Origin of the sequence: uncultured Methylobacterium sp. (assembly GCF_964242245.1) — a bacterium.
Lineage (GTDB): Bacteria > Pseudomonadota > Alphaproteobacteria > Rhizobiales > Beijerinckiaceae > Methylobacterium.
This window is the reverse complement of record NZ_CAXTBY010000017.1, coordinates 22,637-44,189: the sequence shown is the minus strand read 5'-3', so window position 1 is coordinate 44,189 and position 21,553 is coordinate 22,637. Positions and strand designations below refer to the sequence as shown.

General features: G+C 72.9%; 19 protein-coding genes. 11 read left to right on the top strand and 8 right to left on the bottom strand.

Annotation, left to right across the window (positions count from 1 at the left end; genetic code table 11):
* Positions 1-145 precede the first annotated feature (145 nt).
* From ACFE8Y_RS06505 to ACFE8Y_RS06490, 4 genes are all read left to right on the top strand, one after another.
* Positions 146-1,087 (top strand): ABC transporter permease, encoded by a 942-nt coding sequence (locus ACFE8Y_RS06505; RefSeq protein WP_375463577.1) that lies wholly within the window; start codon positions 146-148, stop codon positions 1,085-1,087.
* 250 nt (positions 1,088-1,337) lie between these two features.
* Complete coding sequence (locus ACFE8Y_RS06500) at positions 1,338-2,225, top strand: ABC transporter permease (protein ID WP_375463576.1); 888 nt, start codon at positions 1,338-1,340, stop codon at positions 2,223-2,225.
* Complete coding sequence (locus ACFE8Y_RS06495) at positions 2,222-3,850, top strand: ABC transporter ATP-binding protein (RefSeq protein WP_375463575.1); 1,629 nt, start codon at positions 2,222-2,224, stop codon at positions 3,848-3,850. Before ACFE8Y_RS06500 ends, ACFE8Y_RS06495 begins: the two co-directional genes overlap by 4 nt.
* Positions 3,851-4,051: 201 nt before the next feature.
* Complete coding sequence (locus ACFE8Y_RS06490) at positions 4,052-4,978, top strand: metallophosphoesterase family protein (protein ID WP_375463574.1); 927 nt, start codon at positions 4,052-4,054, stop codon at positions 4,976-4,978.
* A 24-nt stretch (positions 4,979-5,002) separates the two neighbouring features.
* Here the strand turns inward: ACFE8Y_RS06490 and ACFE8Y_RS06485 are convergent, their stop codons facing one another.
* Together ACFE8Y_RS06485 and nhaA are read right to left on the bottom strand one after the other, a co-directional pair.
* Positions 5,003-5,161, bottom strand: a complete 159-nt coding sequence (locus tag ACFE8Y_RS06485; protein ID WP_375463573.1) for a hypothetical protein — start codon at positions 5,159-5,161, stop codon at positions 5,003-5,005.
* A gap of 258 nt (positions 5,162-5,419) precedes the next feature.
* Complete coding sequence (gene nhaA / locus ACFE8Y_RS06480) at positions 5,420-6,598, bottom strand: Na+/H+ antiporter NhaA (RefSeq protein ID WP_375463584.1); 1,179 nt, start codon at positions 6,596-6,598, stop codon at positions 5,420-5,422.
* Between the two features lie 152 nt (positions 6,599-6,750).
* Here nhaA and ACFE8Y_RS06475 point away from each other — a divergent pair, with 152 nt between their 5' ends.
* Positions 6,751-8,076: an MFS transporter gene (locus tag ACFE8Y_RS06475; protein WP_375463572.1), complete on the top strand. Its 1,326-nt coding sequence runs from the start codon at positions 6,751-6,753 to the stop codon at positions 8,074-8,076.
* A 67-nt stretch (positions 8,077-8,143) separates the two neighbouring features.
* Here ACFE8Y_RS06475 and ACFE8Y_RS06470 read toward each other — a convergent pair whose 3' ends face one another.
* On the bottom strand, positions 8,144-8,785 hold the full coding sequence (locus tag ACFE8Y_RS06470) for a TlpA family protein disulfide reductase (protein ID WP_375463571.1): 642 nt from the start codon (positions 8,783-8,785) through the stop codon (positions 8,144-8,146).
* A 54-nt stretch (positions 8,786-8,839) separates the two neighbouring features.
* Between ACFE8Y_RS06470 and argH the strand changes: the two genes are divergently transcribed.
* The 3 genes from argH to ACFE8Y_RS06455 all read left to right on the top strand — a co-directional run bounded on the left by argH (position 8,840) and on the right by ACFE8Y_RS06455 (position 11,467).
* Positions 8,840-10,231 (top strand): argininosuccinate lyase, encoded by a 1,392-nt coding sequence (gene argH, locus ACFE8Y_RS06465; RefSeq protein WP_375463570.1) that lies wholly within the window; start codon positions 8,840-8,842, stop codon positions 10,229-10,231.
* A gap of 124 nt (positions 10,232-10,355) precedes the next feature.
* Entirely contained in the window at positions 10,356-10,649 is a 294-nt protein-coding gene (locus ACFE8Y_RS06460) for a hypothetical protein (RefSeq protein ID WP_375463569.1), read from the top strand.
* 140 nt (positions 10,650-10,789) lie between these two features.
* Positions 10,790-11,467 (top strand): invasion associated locus b family protein, encoded by a 678-nt coding sequence (locus ACFE8Y_RS06455; RefSeq protein WP_375463568.1) that lies wholly within the window; start codon positions 10,790-10,792, stop codon positions 11,465-11,467.
* A gap of 369 nt (positions 11,468-11,836) precedes the next feature.
* On the opposite strand, the gene ACFE8Y_RS06450 is transcribed toward ACFE8Y_RS06455, so the two are convergent.
* Both ACFE8Y_RS06450 and ACFE8Y_RS06445 read right to left on the bottom strand, forming a co-directional pair.
* Entirely contained in the window at positions 11,837-12,160 is a 324-nt protein-coding gene (locus ACFE8Y_RS06450) for a hypothetical protein (RefSeq protein ID WP_375463567.1), read from the bottom strand.
* Between the two features lie 384 nt (positions 12,161-12,544).
* Complete coding sequence (locus ACFE8Y_RS06445; protein WP_375463566.1) at positions 12,545-13,225, bottom strand: HAD family hydrolase; 681 nt, start codon at positions 13,223-13,225, stop codon at positions 12,545-12,547.
* Positions 13,226-13,357: 132 nt separating this feature from the next.
* On the opposite strand from ACFE8Y_RS06445, the gene ACFE8Y_RS06440 reads away from it, so the two are divergent.
* Both ACFE8Y_RS06440 and msrA read left to right on the top strand, forming a co-directional pair.
* The gene (locus ACFE8Y_RS06440; RefSeq protein ID WP_375463565.1) at positions 13,358-13,678 is read left to right on the top strand and encodes a PetM family of cytochrome b6f complex subunit 7; all 321 of its coding nucleotides are present in this window, start codon (positions 13,358-13,360) and stop codon (positions 13,676-13,678) included.
* 96 nt (positions 13,679-13,774) lie between these two features.
* On the top strand, positions 13,775-14,431 hold the full coding sequence (msrA, locus tag ACFE8Y_RS06435; RefSeq protein ID WP_375463564.1) for a peptide-methionine (S)-S-oxide reductase MsrA: 657 nt from the start codon (positions 13,775-13,777) through the stop codon (positions 14,429-14,431).
* 27 nt (positions 14,432-14,458) lie between these two features.
* Here msrA and ACFE8Y_RS06430 read toward each other — a convergent pair whose 3' ends face one another.
* The 3 genes from ACFE8Y_RS06430 to ACFE8Y_RS06420 all read right to left on the bottom strand — a co-directional run bounded on the left by ACFE8Y_RS06430 (position 14,459) and on the right by ACFE8Y_RS06420 (position 17,682).
* Positions 14,459-15,559, bottom strand: a complete 1,101-nt coding sequence (locus ACFE8Y_RS06430; protein ID WP_375463563.1) for a methyltransferase domain-containing protein — start codon at positions 15,557-15,559, stop codon at positions 14,459-14,461.
* Between the two features lie 88 nt (positions 15,560-15,647).
* A complete protein-coding gene (gene mepA / locus ACFE8Y_RS06425; protein ID WP_375463562.1) occupies positions 15,648-16,589 on the bottom strand; it encodes a penicillin-insensitive murein endopeptidase in 942 nt (313 codons plus the stop codon).
* Between the two features lie 475 nt (positions 16,590-17,064).
* Positions 17,065-17,682, bottom strand: coding sequence for a ParB-like protein (locus ACFE8Y_RS06420; protein ID WP_375463561.1), 618 nt, complete (start codon positions 17,680-17,682; stop codon positions 17,065-17,067).
* Between the two features lie 708 nt (positions 17,683-18,390).
* On the opposite strand from ACFE8Y_RS06420, the gene ACFE8Y_RS06415 reads away from it, so the two are divergent.
* Entirely contained in the window at positions 18,391-21,264 is a 2,874-nt protein-coding gene (locus ACFE8Y_RS06415) for an Rne/Rng family ribonuclease (RefSeq protein ID WP_375463560.1), read from the top strand.
* The last annotated feature ends 289 nt before the right edge of the window (positions 21,265-21,553 follow it).

Here is a 21,553-nt window from a genome sequence, read left to right as displayed (position 1 = left end):
GCGGGGGAGGGTGGCCCGCGAGCTAAGTCGGGTGAGGGGAGCGCCGTATCCGGTACCGTCGCTCCCCTCACCCGACCTTCGCTGACGCGAAGCCCACCCTCTCCCGCAGAGGAGAGAGGGAAGACCTGAAACCCCGGAGACCCGCATGGGACGCTTCCTCGCCGGCCGGCTCGCCGCCACGCTCCCCGTGATGGGCGTCGTCGCGGTGATCGTGTTCCTGCTGCTGCGGCTGGCACCGGGAGACCCCGCCGCGATCCTGGCGGGCGACGCCGCGAGCCCGGAGCAGATCGCGCAGATCCGCGCGCGCCTCGGCCTCGACCAGCCGATGCTGGAGCAGTTCGGCACCTGGATCTGGCGGCTGTTGCACGGCGACCTCGGCACCTCGATCATCTCGAACAAGCCGGTGGCCGCGCTGATCCTCGACCGGGTCGAGCCGACGCTCGCGCTCGCCTGCACCACCATCCTGTTCGCGGTGCTGGTGGCGGTGCCGCTCGGCGTGCTCGCCGCGTGGCGGCACGACACCTGGATCGACCGGGCCGTGATGGCGCTGTCGGTGGCCGGCTTCTCGGTGCCGGTCTTCGTGCTCGGCTACCTGCTGATCTTCGGCTTCGCGATGAACCTGCGGCTCCTGCCGGTGCAGGGCTACACCTCGATCGCGGACGGCGTCGGACCGTTCCTCACGCGGCTGATCCTGCCGACGCTGACGCTGTCGGTGATCTACATCGCGCTCATCGCCCGCACGACGCGATCGAGCGTGCTGGAAGTGCTCGGCGAGGACTACATCCGCACGGCGCGGGCCAAGGGCGTCACCGAGGCCCGCGTGCTGCGCCGCCATGCGCTTCGCAACGCCGCGATCCCCGTGATCTCGGTGATCGGGCTCGGCATCGCGCTCCTCATCAGCGGCGTGGTGGTGACCGAGAGCGTGTTCAACCTGCCCGGCCTCGGGCGGTTGACCGTCGATGCGGTGCTGGCGCGCGACTACCCGGTGATCCAGGGCGTGATCCTGCTGTTCTCCGCCCTCTACGTCTTGATCAACCTCTCCATCGACCTGTCCTACCTGCTGTTCGACCCGAGGATCCGGTATTGACGGTGCGCCACGCTCCCTGCCGCGACCATGGACCGGAAGACCGGAGGGTTCCGGCTGCGCGCGCTCCCTCCCCCCTCTGCGGGGGAGGGTGGCCCGCGCAGCGGGTCGGGAGAGGGGAGCGACGTATCAGGCACCGTCGCTCCCCTCTCCCGACCCTCGCTCACGCGAGGGCCACCCTCTCCCGCAGAGGGGAGAGGGGGACGGGCGGAACCGGCTTTTCTTCGAGCCGGCCCGAGCGAGGGCCCCTCCCATGAGCACCCTCGACACCGCTCCGCCGGCCGCGCCCGCCGCGCGCCGCCTCGCCCTCCCCCCGATGCTGCGCCATCCCGGCGTGCTCGTGGGCCTCGCGGTGCTGCTCGTGGTCGGGCTCGCGGCGCTGGCCGCACCGTATCTCTGGACCGGCGACCCGATCCTGCTGCGCCCGCGGCTGCGGCTGCGCCCGCCCTCGGAGGCCGCGTGGCTCGGCACCGACGCCTTCGGCCGCGACGTGTGGAGCCGGGTGGTCTTCGGCGCCCGCGTCTCGCTCAGCATAGGCTTCGCGGTGGCCGCGATCTCGGTGCTGATCGGGCTCACGATCGGGCTGGTCGCCGGCTACGTCCGCCTCCTCGACGCGGTGGTGATGCGGATCATGGACGGGGTCATGGCGATCCCCTCGATCCTGCTCGCCATCGCCCTCGTCACACTGTCGGGCGCCGGGATCGGCACGGTGATCGTGGCGATCGCCATCCCCGAGATCCCGCGGGTGGCGCGGCTGGTGCGCGGCGTCGTGCTCTCGGTGCGCAGCGAGCCCTACGTCGAGGCGGCGATCGGCGCCGGCACACGGCTGCCCAAGCTCCTGCTGCGGCACGTCCTGCCCAATACCATCGCGCCGCTGATCGTGCAGGGCACCTACGTCGCGGCCTCCGCGATCCTCACCGAGGCGATCCTGAGCTTCCTCGGCGCCGGTATCCCCACCGAGGTGCCGAGCTGGGGCAACATCATGGCCGAGGGGCGCAGCAGCTTCCAGATCGCGCCGTGGGTGATCCTGTTCCCCGGCCTGTGCGTGGCCGCCACCGTCCTCGCGGTCAACATCATCGGCGACGGGCTTCGCGACGCCCTCGACCCGCGCACCGCCCGCAGTTTTGGGGGCGGCCGATGAGCGAGCCGGTGCTGCGGATCGAGAACCTTTCGGTGGCGCTGCCCGGCGGGGGCGACCGCGCCTTCGCGATCGAGAACCTCAGCCTCACCGTCCAACCCGGCGAGATCGTCTGCGTCGTCGGCGAGTCGGGCTCGGGCAAGTCGGTGACGGCCGGGGCCGTGATGGGCCTGCTGCCGACCATCCTCAAGCCGTCCGCGGGAAAAATCCTGCTGGAGGGCGAGGACCTGCTCAAGGTCGGCGCGGCGCGCCTCCGGCGCCTGCGCGGCAGCCGCATGGCGATGGTGTTCCAGGAGCCGATGACGGCGCTGAACCCGGTGCTCAGCGTCGGCGACCAGCTCGCCGAGATGCTTGAGGCGCACACGGAAAAACTCCCGCGCCAAGCCCGGCGCGAGCGGGTGCAGGCGCTGCTCGCCGACGTGCACCTGCCGAACCCGGACACGCTGGCAAAAGCCTACCCGCACCAGCTCTCCGGCGGCCAGCGCCAGCGGGTGATGATCGCCATGGCGCTCGCCAACGATCCCGCGCTCATCATCGCCGACGAGCCGACGACGGCGCTCGACGTCACCACCCAGGCTCAGATCCTCAAGCTGATGCGCGAGCTCCAGGCGCGCCGCAACGCCGGCATCCTGTTCATCACCCACGATTTCGGCGTCGTCTCCGAGATCGCCGACCGGGTGGTGGTGATGCAGCGCGGCCGCGTCGTCGAGGAGGGCTCGGCCGACGCCGTGCTCACCCGGCCGCAGGACCCCTACACCCGCATGCTGATCGCCGCCGTGCCCCGCGCCGAGCCGGCGCGGCCGCGAGCGCGCCCCCCCTCGACCGCGCCGGTGCTGGCGGTGCGCGACCTGACGAAGACCTACGGCGGGCGCGGGCTGTTCGGCGGCGGGCGCTCGGTCCACGCCCTCGACGGCGTCAGCCTCGCGCTCCAGCCCGGCGAGACGCTGGGGATCGTCGGCGAATCGGGCTCGGGCAAATCGACGCTCGCCCGCTGCATCGCCCGGTTCGTCGACCCGACCAGCGGCCACGTGCGGCTTTCGGGCGAGGACATCGCGCGCCTGCCGCACCGCGCGCTGCACCCCTATCGCCGCCGCATCCAGGTGATCTTCCAGGACCCCTACCGCTCGCTCAACCCGCGCCGCACGGTGGGGCAATCGATCGTCGAGGGGCCGATGAACTACGGGCTGGCGCGTGACGCGGCCCTGGCGCGGGCGAAGAAACTCATCGCGCTCGTCGGCCTCGATGCGGGGGCGCTCGTGCGCTACCCGCACGAGTTCTCCGGCGGCCAGCGCCAGCGCATCGCCATCGCCCGGGCGCTCGCCATGGAGCCGGACCTGCTCATCGCCGACGAGGCGGTCTCGGCGCTCGACGTCTCGGTGCAGCGGCAGGTGCTGGAATTGCTGGAAGAGATCCGCGAGCGGCTCAACCTCGCGATCCTGTTCATCACCCACGACCTGCGCGTGGCCGCACGCCTGTGCGACCGGCTGATCGTGATGCTGAACGGGCAGATCGTGGAGGAGGGCCCGACCGCGATGCTGTTTGCCAGCCCGAAGCACGACTACACGCGGGCGCTGTTTGCCGCCGCGCCGAACCTGAAGCGGGCGGAGGCACTGGACGTGGCGTCCTGAACGGGCCGACCGCCATCACCCGCGATCAGGATTCGAAGACGCGCCAACCATGCTGGGGCGCTCTTTCGCCGAAGTGGACGCCGGTTCGGCGAAAGCGCGCTTCCCGCGCCCGAAGCTGCCGATGGCCCCGTCGGGACGGGGCGTCCATGAGCCTCGCCTGCACCGCTTGACGCGATGCGTTCCAGCCGCGATGCGGACCCCGTGTCCGATCCCGCGCCGCCCGCCTTCCGCCTTGCCCACCTCACGGACCCGCATGTCGGCCCGCTGCCCCGGCCGCGCCTGCGCCACCTGCTCGGCAAGCGGGCGACCGGCTACGCCAACTGGCGCCGGGGGCGCTCGCGCAGCCACGACATGGCGGTGCTCGGCGCGCTGGTCGCCGACCTGCGCGCGCAGGCGCCCGACCACGTCGCCTGCACCGGGGATCTGTGCAACATCGGCCTGCCGAGCGAGTGGGACACCGCCCGGATCTTCCTGGAGGCGCTGGGGCCGCCGGACGCGGTCAGCCTCGTGCCGGGCAACCACGACGCCTACGTGCGCGGCTCGCTCGACGGACTGCTCGCGGCCTGCGGCGCCTGGACCGCGGACGATGCCGGGCGCGGCGGCGTGTTTCCCTACCTGCGGCGGCGGGGGCCGCTGGCCCTGGTCGGGCTGTCGAGCGCGATCCCGACGATCCCCTTCGTCGCCACCGGCCGGCTCGGGCCGCGGCAGATCGCGGCCGCGGAATCGCTGCTGCGGACGCTGGCGACGGACCCGTCGCGGCCGGCCCGCGTGGTGATGATCCACCACCCGCCCCATCCCGGCGCCGCGGCACCCGGGCGGGACCTGCGGGACGCGGCGGCGTTCACGGCGATGCTCGGGCGGGTCGGCGCCGAGCTCGTCCTGCACGGCCACAACCATGTGGCGAGCGTCGCCCACGTGGCGGGACCGGACGGGCGGGCGATCCCGGTCGTCGGCGGCGCCTCGGCCTCGGCACGGCCCGGCGCGCACGGGCCGCTGCCCGCGCGCCGGGCCGCCTACATCCTCTACGCGTTCTCGCGGGCCGAAAACCGCCACGTCGTCGCGGCGACGCAGCGCGGGCTCGATGAGGACGGGATCATGGCCGACCTCGGCCCGCTCGCCCTGGGGTAGGCGGCGCCCCGGGCGCGGCCTTCGTCAGGCACCGACGAGGAGTGCCGGGCGCTCGCTTCGGGCGATGCCGGCCTCGTAGCGCTCGGCCTGGAGGCGCGTGAGCCCGGAGATCAGGGCGACCGAGCCGCGATAGACAGTGTAGGTGCCGTCATGGGTCGGCTTGACGCGAATCATCTCTGACATGGAAATCTCCTGTGCTGGATCTGACTTGCGGTCCGCCGTCCATCCTCGTCCGATACGGCTCTCGGACGGTGCGGCGAGCAGCGACGTTATCGTTTCGGCCGGACGGCGCAAGGGGCTGACGGGGACGGGTACCTAAGTATTTTGAATGCAATGACGCGACCGGAATGCCGGTGCGCCGGGCCTCGGGTTCGGCCGTCGCGGCGGGAGATTTCGGGATTGCCGCGGCGCGGGCCGGGGCTCGTCCCGGCGCGGGGCCGTTCAGCCCTCCGGCGCGGCGCCCGCCCGCCGCTCCGGCCCGCGGGCGCGCAGGAGGATCGCGGCGCCGAGGAGGCCGGACAGGAGGGAGCCGGCGAGCACGCCGAGCTTCACCGCGGTCTCGTGCGCGGCGTCGGCGAAGGCGAGGCCGCCGATGAACAGGCTCATGGTGAAGCCGATGCCGCAGAGCACCGCGACGCCGAAGACCTGCCCCCAGGCCGCCCCGGGCGGGCGGCGCGCCAGCCCGGCCCGGATCGCCAGCCACAGGCTCGCGAACACGCCGAGCGGCTTGCCGAGGACGAGGCCGAGCGCGACGCCCAGCGTCACCGGGTCGACGAGGGCGGCGGGCGGGTGGCCGACGAGGCGCACGCCGGCGTTGGCGAAGCCGAAGGCCGGCACGATCGCGAAGGCGACGACGGGGTTCAGCGCGTGCTCCAGCCGGTGGAGCGGCGAGGTCGCCCGCGCCCGGCCGGTCCGGATCGGGATCGTCAGGGCGAGCAGCACGCCGGCGACCGTGGCGTGGATGCCGGAGCGCAGCACGAACACCCACAGGACGAGGCCGAGGAGCAGGTAGGGCGCGAGCCGCACGACGCCCGCGCGGTTCAGCCCAGCGAGCAGCGCCAGGGTGAGCGCGGCACAGCCCAGCATCGGCAGGTCGAGGCCGCCCGTGTAGAACAGGGCGATGACGATCACCGCGCCGAGGTCATCGACGATCGCCACCGCGCTGAGGAAGATCTTCAGGGACACCGGCACGCGCCGGCCGAGCAGCGCCAGCACGCCGAGCGCGAAGGCGATGTCGGTGGCGGCCGGGATCGCCCAGCCCCGCGCGGTCCCGGTGCCGGCGTTGAGGGCGAGGTAGACCAGCGCCGGCACCACCATGCCGCCGAGCGCAGCGATGCCGGGCAGCGCCCGGTCGGGCCACGTGCGTAAGCGCCCGTCGCGGACCTCGCGCTTGATCTCCAGGCCGACCAGCAGGAAGAACACCGCCATCAGGCCGTCGTTGATCGCGTGCCGAAGGCTCATCGGCCCGAGCTTCGCGTGGAGCGCGTCCGCGTAGGCTCCGGCGAGCCCGGTGTTGGCCACGATCAGCGCGGCGGCGGCCGCCGCCATCAGCACGAGCCCGCCCGCCGCCTCGCGGGTGAGCAGGTCGCGGACGGCCGAGAGCGGGCGCGGGGTTCCCATGCCGCGCGGGGTGCCCGGCTTTTCGCGGGGGTTCAATCCCGGCGGGTCGACCGAGGCGGTCGGGAGGCACTGGAAAAACCGGCGCACGGGCGCGCCGCGGGGAGCCATCCGGCCCCGCTCCCGTTATGCGGGACGCGACGGAAGGACCCGCGATGACCGCGACGGCAACGACTTCGGACACGATCGGCCCGCCGGCGCACCCGGCCCTCGAACGCAAGGCCGTGGCGGCGGTGGTGCTCGGCAACGCGCTCGAATTCTACGACTTCACGCTCTACGCCTTCTTCGCCGTGCCGATCGGGGCGGCGTTCTTTCCCTCCGGCAACGCCACCGACAGCCTGCTCGCCTCGCTGGCGCTGTTCGGCATCGGCTACGTCATGCGCCCGGTCGGCGGGGTGCTGATCGGCGCCTTCGCCGACCGGGCGGGGCGCAAGCCCGCGATGCTCATCACCATCGCCCTGATGGCCGTCGGCATGCTGATGCTGGCGCTGACCCCCGGCACCGCGACGCTCGGCGGATGGGCCCAAGGGATCGTCATCGCCGGCCGCCTGATCCAGGGCTTGGCGCTCGGCGGCGAGGTCGGGCCGTCGACCGCCTACCTGCTGGAGGCGGCGCCCGCCGAGCACCGCGGCTTCGTGGCCTCCTGGCAGATCGCGAGCCAGGGCTGCGCCGCGCTGTTTGCCGGCCTCATCGCCTCCGCGCTCACGCTCGCCGTGGGCGAGGCCGCGATGGCGGAATGGGGCTGGCGCGTGATGTTCCTGCTCGGCATCGGCGTCGTGCCGGTCGGCCTCGTCATCCGCAGCCACCTGCCCGAGACGGCGGGCGAGGCGCAGGACCCGGCGGCCTCGCACTCGACCGGCGCCGTGGTCGTCCGGCTGGTGCGCGAGCACGGGCGCCTGCTGCTGCTGACCTTCCTCGTCATCGCCGCCTCGACGGTGTCGAACGCGATCGGCACCAACATGCCGGTCTACGCCCGCGCGACGCTCGGGCTCACCGAGACCGTCTCCACCGCCGTGCCGATCGCGCTGGGGCTCGCCTCGATCGCGTTCCCGCTGCTCGGCGGCTGGCTCGCGGACCGGTTCGGGCGGCGCCCGGTCCTGATCTGGCCGCGGGTGCTCATCCTGGTGCTCGCCGTACCCGCCTTCTGGTGGCTCGCGCGGGCGCCGACGGCGCCGGCCGTCTACGCCGTGACCTTCCTGCTGTCGGCGCTCTCCTCGGTCAACGCGGCGGCGATCATCGTCGCGATCCCCGAATCCCTCCCGCGCACCGTGCGCAGCGCCGGGCTGTCGATCGTCTACGCCTTCTCGGTCTCGATCTTCGGCGGCAGCACGAACTACGTCGTCAACAAGCTGATCGCGCTCTCGGGCGACACCCTCGCGCCGGCCTACTACCTCGCGGCCTTCAGCGTGGTCGGCACGATCGCAGCGCTGCTGATGCCGGAGACCCGGGGGCACGACCTCGACGCGGATTCCGAGGCGTGAGCCGGCCCCTGGGCGTGACGGGCTGCGCGGCGCGGGCGCGGCGCCCGCCGCCGTCGGCGCGCGATCCTCACGAAGCCCGTCCGAGCGCCGCGCGGATCAGCCTGAGCCCGTCCGGGCCGGACCATTCGGCCGGCCCCTTCATCACGCCGATGGTGCAGCCGGCCGGATCGACGAGCAGCGTCGTCGGCAGGCCGGGCGAGCCGGTGTCGCGCTGGACCAGGGGCAGCACGCGCCCGCCGGGATCGGCGTAGGCCGCAAGCCGCGCGATGCCGTTGTCCCGCAGCCACGCGGTCGGCCGGTCGAGGTTGCGCGTGTCGAGGTTGACCGCGACGACGGAGAAATCCTTCGCGCCGAGTTGCCCTTCGAGGCGGTCCAGCGCCGGCATCTCGGCCTTGCAGGGCGCGCACCACGTCGCCCACAGGTTCAGGAGGACGAGGCGGCCGCGGAAGTCCGAGAGCCGCACCTCCGCCCCCTCCGGCCCCCTGAAGGCGAGCTCCGGCGCGGGGCGGGCCCGCTCCGGCGCCTGCATCGCCGCGACGTCGCCGCGGGAGGCCGCATCGACCCGGGCCAGCGCTGCGGCCGAGCCGGCGCACGGGTCGGCCCCGTTGCCGCCTCCGAGGCCGGTCCCGTATAGGGCAAGCCCCGCGGCCAGCGCGGTGACGAGGCCGGCGCCGACGGCGGCACCCGCGAAGCGCTTGGGGTTCATCATCGCCCGGGCATCATCGTTGCGTGCCTCGGGGCGGGCGGAAGGATCGGGACGAGCATGAGCAACCGGATGTGGGGCGGGCGCTTCGCGAGCGGCCCCGCCGAGATCATGGAGGAGATCAACGCCTCCATCGGATTCGACAAGCGCCTTGCCCCCCAGGACATCCGCGGCTCGCTGGCGCACGTGGCGATGCTGGGCGATGCCGGCATCCTGCCCGCGCCGGACGTGGCGGCGATCGAGGCCGGGCTCAAGGCCGTGCGAGACGAGATCGCGTCCGGCGCGTTCGTCTTCCGGCGCGAGTTGGAAGACATTCACATGGCGGTGGAGAGCCGGCTCACCGAGATCGTCGGGCCGGCGGCCGGGCGGCTCCACACCGCGCGCTCGCGCAACGACCAGGTCGCCACCGACATGAAGCTGTGGGTGCGCGACACCCTCGATTCGCTGGACGCCCAGGCCGCCGACCTGCAGCGGGCGCTGGCCGAGACGGCGCTCCAGCACGCCGCCACCGTGATGCCGGGCTTCACCCACCTGCAATCGGCCCAGCCCGTCACCTTCGGCCATCACTGCCTCGCCTACGTCGAGATGCTGGCGCGCGACCGCGGCCGGTTCCGCGACGCCCGCGCGCGGCTGAACGAGTGCCCGCTGGGCGCCGCGGCGCTCGCCGGCACCTCGTTCCCGATCGACCGGCACGCCACGGCGGAAGCGCTCGGCTTCGACCGGCCGACCGCGAACTCGCTCGATTCCGTCGCCGACCGCGACTTCGCTCTGGAATCGCTCTCGGCCGCCTCGATCTGCGCGATCCACCTCTCGCGCTTTGCCGAGGAGCTGGTGATCTGGACCTCGGCGCAGTTCGGGTTCGTAAAACTGTCGGACGGGTACACCACCGGCTCGTCGATCATGCCGCAGAAGCGCAACCCCGACGCGGCCGAGCTGGTGCGGGCCAAGTCCGGCCGCATCGTCGGCGCGCTGACGGGCCTGCTGATGGTGATGAAGGGCCTGCCGCTGGCCTATTCCAAGGACATGCAGGAGGACAAGGAGGGCACCTTCGACGCCCTCCAGGCGCTCTCCCTGTGCCTCGCCGCGATGACCGGCATGGTCCGCGACCTCGAACCGGTGACGGACGTGCTCAGCAAAGCCGCGGGCTCCGGCTACAGCACCGCCACGGACTTGGCGGACTGGCTGGTGCGCGAACTCGGCCTGCCGTTCCGGCAGGCGCACCACGTCACCGGCCGCCTCGTCGGCGCGGCGTCCGCCAGGGGCGTCGGGCTGGAGGCGCTGTCGCTCTCCGAGATGCAGGAGGCCGAGCCGCGGATCACCGACGCTGTCTACGCGGTGCTCGGCGTCGAGAACTCGGTGGCGAGCCGCACCAGCCACGGCGGCACCGCGCCCGCCAACGTCCGGGCGCAGGCACAGGGCTGGATCGCGCGGCTCGGCGGGCCGCCCGCTTAAGGCCCGGCGTTCGCGGAGACCGCATAAAAATGGTGCAGAGCAACCAAAGCCGTTGCCTGCGCGTTCACGGTCTAGCTAAGTGGCGTTTGCTACAACCCGGCGCGAGCGCATCGGAGATCGCAGCATGCCCGTCGACAGTTCGACCGAATCCCAGGATACGCCCGCGCTCGCCGCCACCGCCGCCGCGATGATCGACGCGGCCCTGGTCGGCAGCGGCCTGTCCCGCGAGGCCTACTGGGCCGCGGTGCGCAAGGGCTACAACACCCCCTACAACGACCCGCCCCGCGCGCGGGAGGACGCGGCCAGGACGCAGGGCGCATCCATCGCGATCGTCTTCGCGGAGGCCCCCGACGCGCCCGCACCCCTGCCGATCGCGGCGATGGCCGTGCCCGCCGCCGTCGAGGTGCATGCCGGCTGAGGCGCCCGGCGCCGACGCTTGCCGAACCGACGCCCAAGCTTCATGACTCCCGGGCCGGGCGCCGCAGGGTGGTCGGCCAAGCTCAAGCCAGCACGTCGGCCTCCCGGGCCGGGTCCATGGCAAGCGTTCGGGAACCGACGATGCGCCGCCTTCTCTGCCTGCTCCCGGTCGGAGCCTTCGCCCTCGCCGCGCCGGGCCTCGCGGTCCTCGGCGGAGCCGGCCTAGCGCCCACCGCGGCCCTCGCCCAGGAGACACCGGAGGCCGCGCCGGCCGCCCCGAGCCGCCGCCGCAGGGCTCCGCGCGAGCGGACGCGGAAGACGGCGACGCCGCCGGGCATGCAGCAGGCGACGCCGGTGGCGATCTTCGGCGACTGGAACGTGTTCGCCAGCGGCCAGGGCCGGACCCGCCTGTGCTACGCCATCGCCCAGCCGCAGACCCGCTCGCCGAGTTCGCTCAAGCGCGACACCGCCTACCTGTTCGTCACCGTGCGCAAGGCCGAGAACGTGCAGAACGAGGTGGCGGTGATGCTGGGCTTCCCCTCGAAGCCCGCCGCCGCGCAGGCCAAGCCCGGGGCCGCCGCGGCGGCCACCGACCCCACCCTCAACCTCGGCCCGACCCGCTACGGCCTCGTGGTCAAGGACGGCAACGCGTGGCTCCAGAACCCGGCCGAGGAGGCTCGCGTCGTCTCCGAGATGAGCGGCCGGGTGCCCAAGCTCCTGATCAAGACCACGTCGCTCCGCGGCAACCCGACCAGCGACGAGTACGCGCTCGCCGGCTTCGGCGAGGCGATCAAGCGCACCCGCGAGGAGTGCAAGTAGGGTTCATCGCTCCGGTCTCGATGCTCAAGACCTTCGCGTGGGAAGCGCTGCGCGGCTCCTTCTCCCAGGGGGAGAAGGTTGGGATGAGGGGCGTGAACCCTCCGGTAAGTTCTCGTCCCTCACCCTGTTCCGCTCCCGAACGGGCTGGCGGATGCACACATCTCACGACGCGATCGGATGAGGCGCGGGTCCTCTCTCCCCGCAGGCGGGGCGAGGGGATGCGCGGCCCCTGACGCGTCAAGCGCCGGGATTGCGTGAATCCGCAAGCCCCGCAGGCAGGGGGCCCGCGCCGCCTCCGACTGCGTCCGGAGAATGTGTGAATCTACCAGCCCGAACGGGAGAGGAGACCCGCGCCAAGTTCGGACGGCCTCAGACCGCCCGCAGCCTCTGCGTCCCATGTCGGCCCGGCCGCTCGACCGGCCGGGTGAGGTCGCGGAACCGGTCGCGGGCGGCCTTGGCCGCCTGCTCGGTGCTGCGGAAGACGGTGCCGTCGAGGCTGTCGAAGTCGCGGGCCGAGGAGAAGAACCGCACGCCGCCGGGCTCGGGGACGGCGATCCCGGCGGCAACCTCGCCGATCTCGATGATCCGCGTCGGCGCCGGCTCGGCGTGCAGGCGGTTGCGGGCGCGCGCGACCAGGGTGTCGGCGAAGAGGTCGTTCTGTGCAGGAAGGGGGTCGGCGTGAAGATGGGGCATGGCAAGGCTCTCCCGTGACCGGACGCGGGTCCGGCCGTGTGGCGGCGTGGATGTCGGGCCGGGCTCGGGCTCAACGTCGACAGCGGTCGCGGCGCCGCGGCGAGGCGCAGCGGTTCGGGAGAGGCTGGGTCGGTCGGACGGTCATGGGCAGTCCTCCTGCGCGTGAAGGACCGCGGGGCTTGGCATCCCCGCAGTGCTTTAGCGTTTGATGACGCGGCGCAAGCGACACTCTTCAAATCACCGCGGCCGGGGATGCTTGTCCTCGCCCGACGCTCTCAGGATGCGAGCGCTGCCGCGCCGCGTCAACGGAAGGCGTTTTCGTTCTTGCCGACGTTGCGGGAAGGAAGACGGCCCGCCGCACCGCCCACGCAGACCGTTCTCGCCCTACCGGCCGGCGAGCAGGGCGGTCAGCGCGCGGTACTGCGAGAACACCCGTCCGGCGCCCGCCGCCACGAGGTCGGCGCCGGAGGGGTCGTGGCCCCAGTGGCCGCCGCCGGTGAAGCCGAGGACGCGCATGCCGGCCGCGCGCGCGGCGGTGACGCCGGGGACGCTGTCCTCGATGACGAGGCAGGCTTCGGGTACCGCCCCCATCCGCGCGGCGGCGTGGAGGAACAGGTCGGGAAACGGCTTTCCGCGCGCCACCTCGGCGGAGGAGAAGATCCGGCCGTCGAACAGCGGCAGGAGCCCGGTCAGCCCGAGGGAGTGGCGCAGCCGCACCGGGTCGCTGCTCGACGCGACGCAGGCCGGCAGGCGCAGCGCGGCCACGGCCTCGGCGACGCCGGCCATGGGGCGAAGCTCGGCATCGAACAGGCGCAGCGTCTCGGTCTTGACCGCCTCGACGAAGCCCGCGGGCGCCGCAACCCCGTAGTCCTGGGCGACGTGGGCCATGATCGAGGCCATGGAGGTGCCGGCAAAGCGCGCCCGCACCGTCTCCTGATCGATCGGCACGCCGATGCGGTTGAGGCCGGCGGTGAGGCAGGCCAGACTCAGCGGCTCGCTGTCGATGAGGACGCCGTCGCAATCGAAGATCACGAGCTTCAGGGCCGCCGGGGCCGGTTCGTCCATCGTGCCCGCCGTCGTGCGCTCCCGCCCGCCGCGGTCCCTCTGGCACGGGGCGGGCGCGGGCGGCAACCGCTTGCGCTGCCCGAACGGGCCTCCTACTCACCGAAGATCGGCCGTGCGCGCCTTCGAGACCCGATGTTCCGCTTCCTCTCCCGCCTCCTCGGCTTCCTGCTGCTGGCTGCCGGCTTCGTGGCGCTGGTCTACGACGGCGCCCGCTCGGTCGCCAACAACGGCCTGCGGATCACGCCCTTGAGCGAGTTGCTCTTCACCCTGTTCAAGGACAGGGCGAGCGCCCTCCAGGGCACCGTCGAGGGCGCCGCGCCGTGGCTGTGGAGCGCCCTGGTGCTGCCGCTGACGCTCGCGCCCGCCGCGCTGCTCGGCCTCGGCCTCGGCGCGGCCCTGCTCTGGCTCGGCCAGCCCGCCCGCGAGCCGATCGGGTTCCTCACCCGGTCCTGACGCGGCACCAACGGTCCCGTCGCGCGGCGGCGAACCGCTTCATGAACGCGCCGGGGCACCCCATATGAGGCGGCACCCCCTCGCGAAGGATGCCCGATGTTCCCGTTCCGCAAGCGCGCCGAGATGCCCGCCGCCGCCGACGCCCTGCCGGGCCGGCCCGATCCGCTGCCGACGGCCGAGACCCACTTCGTCAACGGCCACCCGCTCAAGGGCCCCTACCCTGAAGGCACCGAGACGATCGTGCTGGGCCTGGGCTGCTTCTGGGGCGCCGAGCGCAAGTTCTGGCAGATGCCCGAGGGCGTGTTCGTCACGGCCGTGGGCTACGCCGGCGGCCACACCCCGAACCCGACCTACGAGGAGGTCTGCTCGGGCCGCACCGGCCACAACGAGGTGGTGCTCGTGGCCTTCGATCCCGCATCGCTGCCGCTGGAGGCGGTGCTGAAGACGTTCTTCGAGAGCCACGACCCGACGCAGGGCATGCGCCAGGGCAACGACGTCGGCACGCAGTACCGCTCCGGCATCTACCTCACCGATCCGGGCCAGGAGGCGACCGCCAAGGCCGTGCGCGCGGCCTACGCCGGCGCCCTGCGGGCGAAGGGGTTTCCGGAGGTCACCACCGAGATCGTGGCCGGCCAGACCTTCTACTTCGCCGAAGGCTACCACCAGCAGTACCTGGCCAAGAACCCGGCCGGTTATTGCGGGCTCGGCGGCACCGGCGTCGCGTGCCCGATCGGGACGGGCGTCGCCGCGTAGCGGAGCCGAGGCACCGCCCGCGCGTCCTCACGCGGCGGTCTTGCGGAAGAGGGCGACGATGTCGTCCTCCCGGTGCCGCGTGGCGCCGCCGGCGCGCCGGACCATCGCCGCGACCGCGGCGATGTCCAGGTCCGCGCGCTGCCCCCACGGCTCCGGCGGCGTCTCCAGGTAGAGCGTCTCGAAGCCGACCGCCTCGAACGCTTCCCGAAGCTCGTCGGGGGTGAACTCGCGGACGTGCTTCCGGAAGAACATCGGCGGCTCCATCTTCAGCGCCTTGGCGATGCTGCTGTAGGCGCAGCCGTTCGGCGTGGTGCAGACGGCGATCCCGCCGGGCTTCAGGATGCGGTGCATCTCCGAGACGAGGCAGCGCACGCCCGAGCCGTTGAAGATGTCGACGGGCCCGCTGCCGTCCTGGTCCTTGATGTGCTCGATCACCTCCAGGCAGAGCGCCACGTCGTGGCTCGCGTCCGTCACGTCCGTCATCGGGTTGCGCAGGTCGTTGGACGTCCAGGCGACGCGCAGGCCGCGGTCGGACAGGAAGCTCGAGAGGCTGGACGCCCCGCCGACCTCGATCAGGCTCGCGTCGGGCGCGATGAAGGGGCTCATGATCCTGAACGTCATCAGCCAGCGCCTCCGGTGGAACCACCAGTAGTCGAGCAGGGCCCGCAGCTCCTCGTTCTGCGGATCGGCCGTCAGCGCCTGCTCCAGCCCCGTGACCGTGTCGTGAACGACCTGCGTGAAGTCCGCGATCCAGGGCGAGAGGCCACCGACGGCCGGCGGCTCGGCAGGCCCCTCATGGGGGACGCAGGCATGGGGGACGCAGGCATCGATCGGCTCCCGCTGCCACCCGCCGTAGTTCTGCGCGAGCCCGTGGAGGAGGAAGTGGGAGAGCGGATCGAAACCCGCCGCGGCGACATCGGGATTGGCCCGAAGATAGCCCTTCGCGTCGAAGAACGCGTTCGGATCGCGTTGCTCGGCCCGACCGATCTTGAGGTAGTGCTCCGACGGCGACAGCCCGGATGCTGCGACATCGCCGTATCGGTTCCTGTAGAACGCCGCGTCGAAGCCGGGAACGAACTGCTCCGGATCGCTCCGGCGTATGAGGCGCAGCAGGGTGTGGAGCTTCATGACGATGGACGTCTGTACCGCGCTCCGCCGCGGATGGAGGCCGAACGCTCATCCCCGGGCATGAGAGCCTGCTGCCTGTCGGCTGGCCTCAACGCGCCCTCAACACCGTCCGGCACGCGGCCGGCAGCGCCGCCATCGTCATCGGCGGGTTCGGCTTCGGCTTCACCTTCGGCGGCCTGGGGTGGAGGATCGCGTCGCTGAACCAGTAGGCCAGCTCCTCGCCGCAGCCGTCGCCGGGGGGCGGGGGCGCTTGGTCGCCGCAGGACGCTTGGCCGTCGGGGCAGCCGAGTCGGATGTGGTAGTGGTAGTTGTGCCCGTACATCGGGCGCACCTTCCGCAGCCAGCCGCGATCGCCCCCGGCCTCCCGGCAGAGCGCCCGCTTGATCGCCGGGTTGACGAAGAGGCGCGCCACCTCCGGCTGCTCGGCGGTCAGCCGGATCAGCCCGAGGTGCCCCGGCGTCCAGGCCGCGGGATCGACGTCGAGGCGGTCGGGCCGCACCACGTCGGTGGCCGAGGTCTCCTCCCGCTCCAGGCGGCTCATGCGCCGGTCCGGCATCGGGGTGAGCCAGACGTCGGCGTCGAGGCCGAGCTGGTGCGAGGCGTGGCCGGTGATCATCGGGCCGCCGCGGGGCTGCGACATGTCCCCGACGAGGAGGCCCGGCCAGCCGGCCCGCGGCGCCTGGGCGGCGAGCCGCTCCAGGAAGTCGACGAGGTCGGGCGTGCCCCAGTTCCGGTTGCGCGACAGCCGCATCACCTGCCACGTCGCCCCGTCGACCGGCAGCGCCTCGCCGCCGGAGAAGCAGCCCTTGGCGTAGGACCCGTAGGCGTGGACCGGCCCCGCCGCGGGCGTCGTGACCCGCCCGAACAGGGCCTTGGCCGGCGTCGAGGGCGCGTCCGGATTTTCCAGCGGCGGCAGGGGTTTCGGGTCGAGGCTGCCCCGGTCCTGCCCCCGCGCCGCCGACGCGACGAGGAGCCCCGCGAGGAGGCCGATCAGGGAAGCGACGGGGGCGGGGCGCGGGTGTCTTGGCATCCGGCGACGCTATCCCGGCGGGCGGGCGCCCGTCGAGGGGCAGGCCGCGGCGCCTTTCCACCGCGACTACGGCGCACCGGGCCTCGCGAACGCGGCTCCCGTCTTGCGCGGCCGATCCTGCGCTCGGGTCTTGGCTCCTGGGCCGCCCCGTGCGAGAGGCGGGCGTCGCGATCGACGAGAGGAGGCCGCCATGGCACGCAGACCCGACGATCATCCCTCCTTTCGAGGTGATGGCCAAGCGCCGTAGATCCTTCCCGTCCGAGACGCGGGTGAAGCGCGGGCGCCGGTTCGTCCACGGCGACGTGGAACTCGCGGAGAAGCTCGGCCGCGAGGACCTCTGCCCCTGCGGATCGGGCCGCCGGTTTCAGAACGTGCTGCCTCGGCACCGGCCGCTACGACGGCGCCCTGCGGCACGACTACTTTCCGGGCGTGAGGGGATCGGCGCGAGGGAGGCCGCAGGCTTCCGGGCACGCGCTCACCGGTCCACCGGGCCGCACCAGCCGGGCAGGTAGCCGGCCTCCGGCGCCTTGGCCAGCGCCAACGCCTCTTCGAGGGCGGCGGAAAAATCGTTCTCGATGCGCTTGGCCTTGACGTGGCGCCGCAGGAAGTCGGCCCAGAGGAACTCGCTGAAGGGCGTCGTGTCCTTGGCAAATCCCCCGGCCCGGCGCAGCTCGCCCGCCAAGCTGCGGTACGGATCGTCGGCGAGATCGGCCATCGTCCTGGGGATGTCCTTGAATCCGGCGCGGACCCCGTCCGCATCGTAGGGGTGCACCCACGATCTGTGGTCGCACACCGTCCAGAACGCATCCTTGTCGAGGTCGTGCAGGTCGGCGACCACGGTGACGAGGACGCTGTCGACGCCCTCCTCCAGCAGGGCGCGGCAGAGGTGGTGATGGTCGATCACGTAGTGGCGCTTCTTCGGCCCGAGCAGCGTCGGCACCATGTGCGCCGCGAGGAAGGCCGCGCGCTTGCCGGCATCGTCGTCGCGCCAGCGCCGCCGCTTCTCCGCGACCTCGCGCAGGCCCACCGTCATCTGCGTCGGGCGCAGATCCGCGATCGGGACGGGTGCCAGCACGGGTTCGCGGTTGGTCATGGTCCTGATTCGCCCGTCGAGACGCCCCTGACCGATCTGTCACGAACCTGTCGCAGGGCAAAGCGTTCCCGGCGCCTGAGGTCGTGCGTCGCGCCCCGGCCGCGTGCGGCCGCGTCCCATCCCGTTCCCGGGTCCGTTCTTCCAGATCCCGTTCTTCCAAGTCCCTTGCCAAGTCCCTTGCCAAATCCCTGCGACGATCTGTAATGATGCCAAGCCGCGCTCGGCTCCGCAGGTCGCCCCACGACCGGCGGCCGCGTCGAAGTCCTCTCGGACCGGGACGCGTCGCCCGCGCGCGGTCCCTCTCCACGGCAGCCCTCGGACGTTTTTCCAGGTCGCTCGGGGTCGGCAGGCGCGGCGGGTCCTCCGCCGCACGAGGTTTTGGAATTCGCGGCCGGCCTTGAAGGTCGGTCGAGATCGCGAGGTCGGAAAGCAGGATGGACGGAGGCGCAGCATCGATTGCCGTTGCCCGTGCCGTCAGCGCGCGCGCTTCGCGTGGCGCCGGTCCATCCGGAGTCCCGGCCAGGTTCAACCCCAGGCGCGCGGATCGCGCGCGCCGAGCGGCGGTTGGCGGCAATCCCTTCAGTTCAGCCCCCGCGGCCTCCTCGAGGCCGACGCGAGCGCTCTCCCCGACGGCCTCAAGGCCGGAGGGCGCTCCACCGGGATACGGGCCCAGGAGAGCGACGTCCGCCGCCATGTCGAAAGTTCGTCATGGCCAACAAGATGCTCATCGACGCGATGCATCCGGAAGAGACCCGGGTCGTCACGGTTCACGGTTCCAGGGTTGAGGAATTCGACTTCGAGGCCGCCAACCGGCGCCAGCTTCGGGGCAACATCTACCTCGCCAAGGTGATCCGCGTGGAGCCCTCGCTCCAGGCCGCCTTCGTCGAGTACGGCGGCAACCGCCACGGCTTCCTCGCCTTCAGCGAGATCCACCCCGACTACTACCAGATCCCGCTCGCCGACCGGCAGGCGCTGCTGGAGGACGAGGCCCGCGATGCCGAGGAGCACCGCGAGCGCGAGGAGCGCCGCCGTCCCGCGCCGCGCTCGAACGGGCGCCGCGTCCGCGGGCGCCGCGCCGAGACCGCCGCGGCCAAGCCCGACGAGACGGTGAGCGCGGAGGATGCGCCGCAGGAGGCGGACCTCGCGCCGGAGGGGGCGATCGCGCCGGGCAGCGACGTCTCCGCCACCCTGCCGGAGACGATGGCCGAGGGCGCCGACGCCGAGCCGCACGAGGCGGACGGCGCGCACGACGCCGCGCCGGCGCATGATCCTGAGGCGCCGCAGGCCGACGCCGCGCCGGTCCCGCACGCGGCGGCCGCCGAGCCGGCAACCGAGGCCGGGCCGCGTCCGGAGGCGGTCGCCGCCGCGGAGGCGCCGACCGTCGCCGGGGCCGTGGAGGCGGATGCCGAGTCCGATGAGGACGACGCGGATGAGCCGGACGAGGACGACGCGGAGCCGGACGACGAGGACGAGGACGAGGCGGACGAGGGCGACGAGGACCCCGACGCCGAGCCGCGGATCGCCCAGGTCGGCGGCAGCGGCGACGCCCTCGCCGAGATCCCGGAGCGGCCGCGGACCTACCGCCGGCACTACAAGATCCAGGAGGTGATCAAGCGCCGCCAGATCATCCTGGTGCAGGTGGTCAAGGAGGAGCGCGGCACCAAGGGCGCGGCGCTCACCACCTACCTGTCGCTCGCCGGCCGCTACTCGGTGCTGATGCCCAACACCGGCCGCGGCGGCGGGATTTCCCGCAAGATCACCTCGGCCGCCGACCGCAAGCGGCTGAAGGAAACGGCGCAGGCGCTGGAGGTGCCGGACGGCATGGGCGTGATCCTGCGCACCGCCGGCGCCTCGCGCACCATGCCCGAGATCAAGCGCGACTTCGAGTACCTGATGCGCCTGTGGGAGAGCGTGCGCGAGCTGACGCTGTCGTCGGTTGCCCCGGCGCTCGTCTACGAGGAGGGCTCGCTGATCAAGCGCGCCATCCGCGACCTCTACAACAAGGACCTCGACGAGGTTCTGGTCTCCGGCGAGGACGCCTACCGCGAGGCCCGCGACTTCATGCGGATGCTGATGCCGCAGCAGGCCAAGGTGGTGCAGCCCTACCGCGACCCGACGCCGATCTTCGCCCGCCACGGGGTCGAGCAGCAGCTCGACGCGATGTTCTCCACCCACGTGACGCTCAAGTCCGGCGGCTACCTCGTCATCAACCCCACCGAGGCGCTGGTCTCCATCGACGTGAACTCGGGGCGTTCGACCCGCGAGCACGACATCGAGGACACGGCTTTGCGCACCAACATGGAGGCGGCCGAGGAGGTCGCGCGCCAGTTGCGCCTGCGCGATCTCGCCGGCCTCGTGGTGATCGACTTCATCGACATGGAAGAGAAGCGCAACAACCGCGCCGTCGAGAAGAAGCTCAACGACTGCCTGAAGAACGACCGCGCCCGCATCCAGGTCGGCCGGATCTCGCCCTTCGGCCTCCTGGAGATGAGCCGCCAGCGCATCCGCACCGGCGTGCTCGAATCCTCGTCGATCCCGTGCATCCACTGCGGCGGCTCAGGCTTCGTGCGCGCCACCGCGTCGGTCGCGCTGCACATCCTGCGCTCGATCGAGGAGGCGCTGCTCAAGTCGGCGACCCACAACCTGTGCCTCCGCACCCGCACGGAGGTCGCGCTGTACATCCTCAACCAGAAGCGCGGGCACCTGCACGAGCTGGAGATGCGCTTCGGGGTGACCGTCCAGATCGCTGCCGACGAGCGGCTCGGCGCCACCACCGCGTTCCAGCTCGACCGCGGCGAGCCGGCCCAGCGGGCGGAAGGCCCGGTCACCGGCATCCGCGCCGCGGCGATCTCGCCGGTCTCGGAGATCGAGGAGGACGATTTCGTCGAGGAGGCCGGAGACGAGGCGGAGGGTGAGGCCGTGCAGGCCGGGGACGAGGCGACCGTCGACGGCCCCGGCGCCGAGGCAGGGACCGAGCGGACCGAGGAGGGCGACGGCCAGCCGCGCCGCCGCCGTCGCCGTCGCCGCCGCGGCGGACGCTCCGAGGACGGCCAGCACGAGGGTGGCGCGGAGGGCGATGCGGAGGCCGACGCGGGGACCGAGGGCGAACCCGCGGCGGCGGACGAAGCCGATGCGGCGACCGGCCCCGAGCCCGTCGTGGTCGCGGCGTCCCCCGAGGCGGACGAGGATGCCGGCGGACGCCGCCGCCGCCGCGGGCGCCGGGGTGGCCGGGGCCGCGCCGAGGGGCGCGGCCGCGAGGGCGACGAGCCGGCTCCGGGTGCCGAGGCGGGCGACGATCCGGTCGCCATCCTGCCGCCGGAGGAGCCGGTGAGCGCCGAGGCCGTGGCCGAGGCGGTCGAGGCGGCCTCCGCCCCCGTCGAGACCGCGGTCGCGCTGCCGGTCGACGGACCCGCAGCCGTGGAGGCATTCGAGCCTGCCCAGGCGCCGACTGAGGCCCGCCCATCGGAACCGATGCGCGCCCCCGAGCCGGTGGCCGTCATCCTCAGCGAGCCCTCCGACCCCGACCGGCCCAAGCGCGCCGGCTGGTGGTCCCGCACCAAGGCCGCGCTGACGGGGGATTGAGCGCGCGCCCCGCGGGGGGCCTCCCCGTCAGCGGCCGCGTGCGGCGGCCGCCCCGCGACCACGGTGCGCATGCATCGGGCGGCGGGTCGGCGCGGTGCCGCCGGAGCGCGTCGCGCCATCCACCGGGGATGCGGTGCCGCGAAGGTTCGAGGCCTCGACGGGAGCGGGCGACGCCGGCGCGAAGGCCTTCCCTTCACGCGAACGTGTTCGCAGGAGGAAGCCGCGAGCGGTTCGCGCGGGTCTCGAGGCCCGCTCAGGACCCGCCATGGACGGGTTCTTAACCGGGGGT